The sequence below is a fragment of the Rhizobacter sp. genome, assembly GCF_035702065.1.
Taxonomy (GTDB): Bacteria; Pseudomonadota; Gammaproteobacteria; order Burkholderiales; family Burkholderiaceae_C; genus Rhizobacter.
In genome coordinates, this window is record NZ_DASSRA010000154.1 from 1 (window position 1) to 2,522 (window position 2,522).

The window sequence follows — 2,522 nt, forward strand, 5'->3', positions numbered from 1 at the left end:
GCCCAGCAGCGCGAGGAAGGGAGCGAACAGCTTGCCTTCGTCGGCAGTGTTGCCGGCGAGCACCGGCACCTTGTTGTAGTTGCCGGCGGTGATGGCGGCGATCGGGTCGGTGGGGAGCACCGTGCCATCCGGGATCGGGCCGGACCCGCTCAGGCCGCGCTGCAGCAAGGTGGTGAGCACCGTTCCCGCCGGTTTGCCGCGCAGGTAGGTGGCGATCTGCGTGTTGCTCTGCGTCGCGGCATAGGCCTGGGCCGAGGGCACGTCGGTGGCCAGGCCATCGGCGATGTACAGCTGGTACAGCAGGTTGTTGGCCTGCGTGGTGTAGGTGGTCGCCGGGTTCAGCGTCGGGATCGTGCCGGCGGGCAGGTTGCTGGCGAGCGAGATGCCGCCCGACAGCGGGATCGCCTTGTGGAAGAGGCCTGCCGCCCTGGGCGAGGCAAGCAGCGCCCAGGTGTTGATGGCACCCGCCGACTGGCCCATCAGCGTGACGTTGCCGGCGTTGCCGCCGAAGCCCGACACGTTGTCCTTCACGAAGCGCAGCGCCTGCATGAGGTCGAGGAGCGCGAAGTTGCCCGACGCTTCGTCGGCGTTGGCCGCGCCGGCGTTGATGGCCGCCGAGTTGAAGAAGCCGAACGGACCGACGCGGTAGTTCGCCGTCACCACCACCGCATTGGCGGTCTTGGCGAGGTTGGCACCGTTGTAGACGGGGTCCGCGGTGTAGCCGGAGATGTTGCTGCCGCCGTAGACGAAGAACAGCACCGGCAGGTTCACGTCTTGCGTGGCCGGGCGCCAGATGTTGAGCGTGAGGCAGTCTTCGCTGCCCACCGGCGTGTTGAGCGTGGTGCCGATGGTCGCGTCGTAGGTGTTGTTGCTGCCGGGGCCGTAGATGCGGCCGTTCTGGATGCACGCGTTGCCGAAGGCCTTGGTGTCGCGCTTGGTGGTCCATGCGTCGGGGGCGGCCGGCGCCTTCCAGCGCAGCGCGCCCACCGGCGGTTTGGCGTAGGGAATGCCGAGCCAGGCGTAGGTGCCGGCCTGCTCGATGCCCGAGACGGCGCCCAGGCTGGTGCTGCGTTCGGTGGTGGGCGACGCATCGGTGTCGTCGCCGCCGCAGGCGGTGAGCAGCATGCAGGTGCCGAGGGCCGCGATGGCGGCGATGCTTGAGCTTCTCATGGGACTCCTGTCGAAGGTTCGATGGGCGGGGCACGGGCGCCGCCCTGGGCGGGAAGACTAAGAACGGCGGTTGCCCTTGGGCATCGGATATTTCCGAAAGCGTTTCGGGGTTAAGCCGCTGTGGCCGCCCTCCCCGTTCAGTGGATGAGCCGGCCGTCGTGGGCGATCATGGAAAGCGTCACGGGGTGCGGGCGCGTTCCCTTGTAGCTGCCGGCGGAGACGGGAATGCCGTTGATCTCGCGCTGCGCAACGGACTTCATCGCGTCACCCAGCGAGCGCTTGGCCGGGCCGCCGTAGGCCGCACGAACGCCCTCCACTGCCACCATGGCCGCCACGTAGCCTTCGAGCGAGAAGTAGCTGAACTCGCTGCGGCCGGTGTACTGCTTCACATCCTGCTGGTAGCGGCGCACCAGCGGCGTGGTGGCGGTGTGGGGGTTGGGCAGCACCTGCGAGATCACCGTGCCGCGCGCGGCCTTGCCGACGCTGCTCGACAGCGTCTCGCCGTTCACGATCGACAAGGCGTACGGCGTGAGCTTGTACGAGCCGTCCGAGGCGAGCGCCTGCAGCACCTTGCCCGCACACGGGGTGATGCACAGCATGAAGAGCGCGTCGGCCTTCGAGGCGCGGATCTCCTTGGCCAGCGCCGCGGCGTCCATGGTGGCGACCTGCACGCCCCGCTGGCCCGCCAGATCGAGCTTGCGCTCCTTCAAGGCCTGCTCCAGCGCGGCGAAGGCGTCGCGCCCGAGGCCATCGTCCTGCCACACCGCATACACGCGTGACTGCGCCACCGAGGCGGCCTGCTGCACCAGGCGCCGCACTTCGTCGGCATAGCTGGCGCGCAGGTGGTAGATCAGCGGGTGGTCGGCACCGCGCAGCACCGTGGCGCCCGTGAGCGCACCGATCAGCGGCTTGCCGCTCTTCTGGATGTCGGCGTAGGCGGCGTCGATGTTGGAGGTGCCGGCCGACAGCACGAGCGCGGCCACGTCGTCTTGCTCCAGCAGCTTGCGCACGTTCTCGACGTGGCGGTCCGCCTGGTAGGCGTCGTCCATGCTGCGCAGGGTGACGTGCCGCCCACCGACGCCGCCTTCGCGGTCGACACGCGCGAGGTAGGCCTCCATGCCCGTGCGCGCGGCCTTGCCGGCCGATGCGAGCGGGCCGCTAAAAGGCAGGGTGTTCCCCAAAACAATGTCTTGGCCGGTTGCGGGCCGCAGCAGACAGAATGCAATGGCGATGAAGGTCAGGAAGCGATGCATCGAACTACTCCTTGCGGGACCGATCCCGTAGGGCATATCGTTTGATACATCTTGTTTCAGGGCCATCAGAAGATTCCGACCCCCTCTCGGGAGAAGCAC

General features: G+C 68.2%; 2 protein-coding genes. Both read right to left on the reverse strand.

Translation table 11 applies throughout. From position 1 onward, the window contains the following. The coding region (locus VFL64_RS07295) for a carboxylesterase family protein (RefSeq protein WP_489539713.1) at positions 1 to 1,170 on the reverse strand (1,170 nt) is incomplete at its 3' end. Positions 1,171 to 1,307: 137 nt separating this feature from the next. Further along, positions 1,308 to 2,423 carry an ABC transporter substrate-binding protein gene (locus tag VFL64_RS07300; RefSeq protein WP_489539714.1) on the reverse strand — a complete coding sequence of 372 codons (1,116 nt, stop codon included), beginning with the start codon at positions 2,421 to 2,423 and terminating at the stop codon, positions 1,308 to 1,310. Positions 2,424 to 2,522 lie beyond the last annotated feature (99 nt).

What these genes read in the sequence shown, in the direction of transcription:
- VFL64_RS07300 (WP_489539714.1), bottom strand. Translation starts at nt 2,423, where the DNA reads ATGCATCGCTTCCTGACCTTCATCGCCATTGCATTCTGTCTGCTGCGG.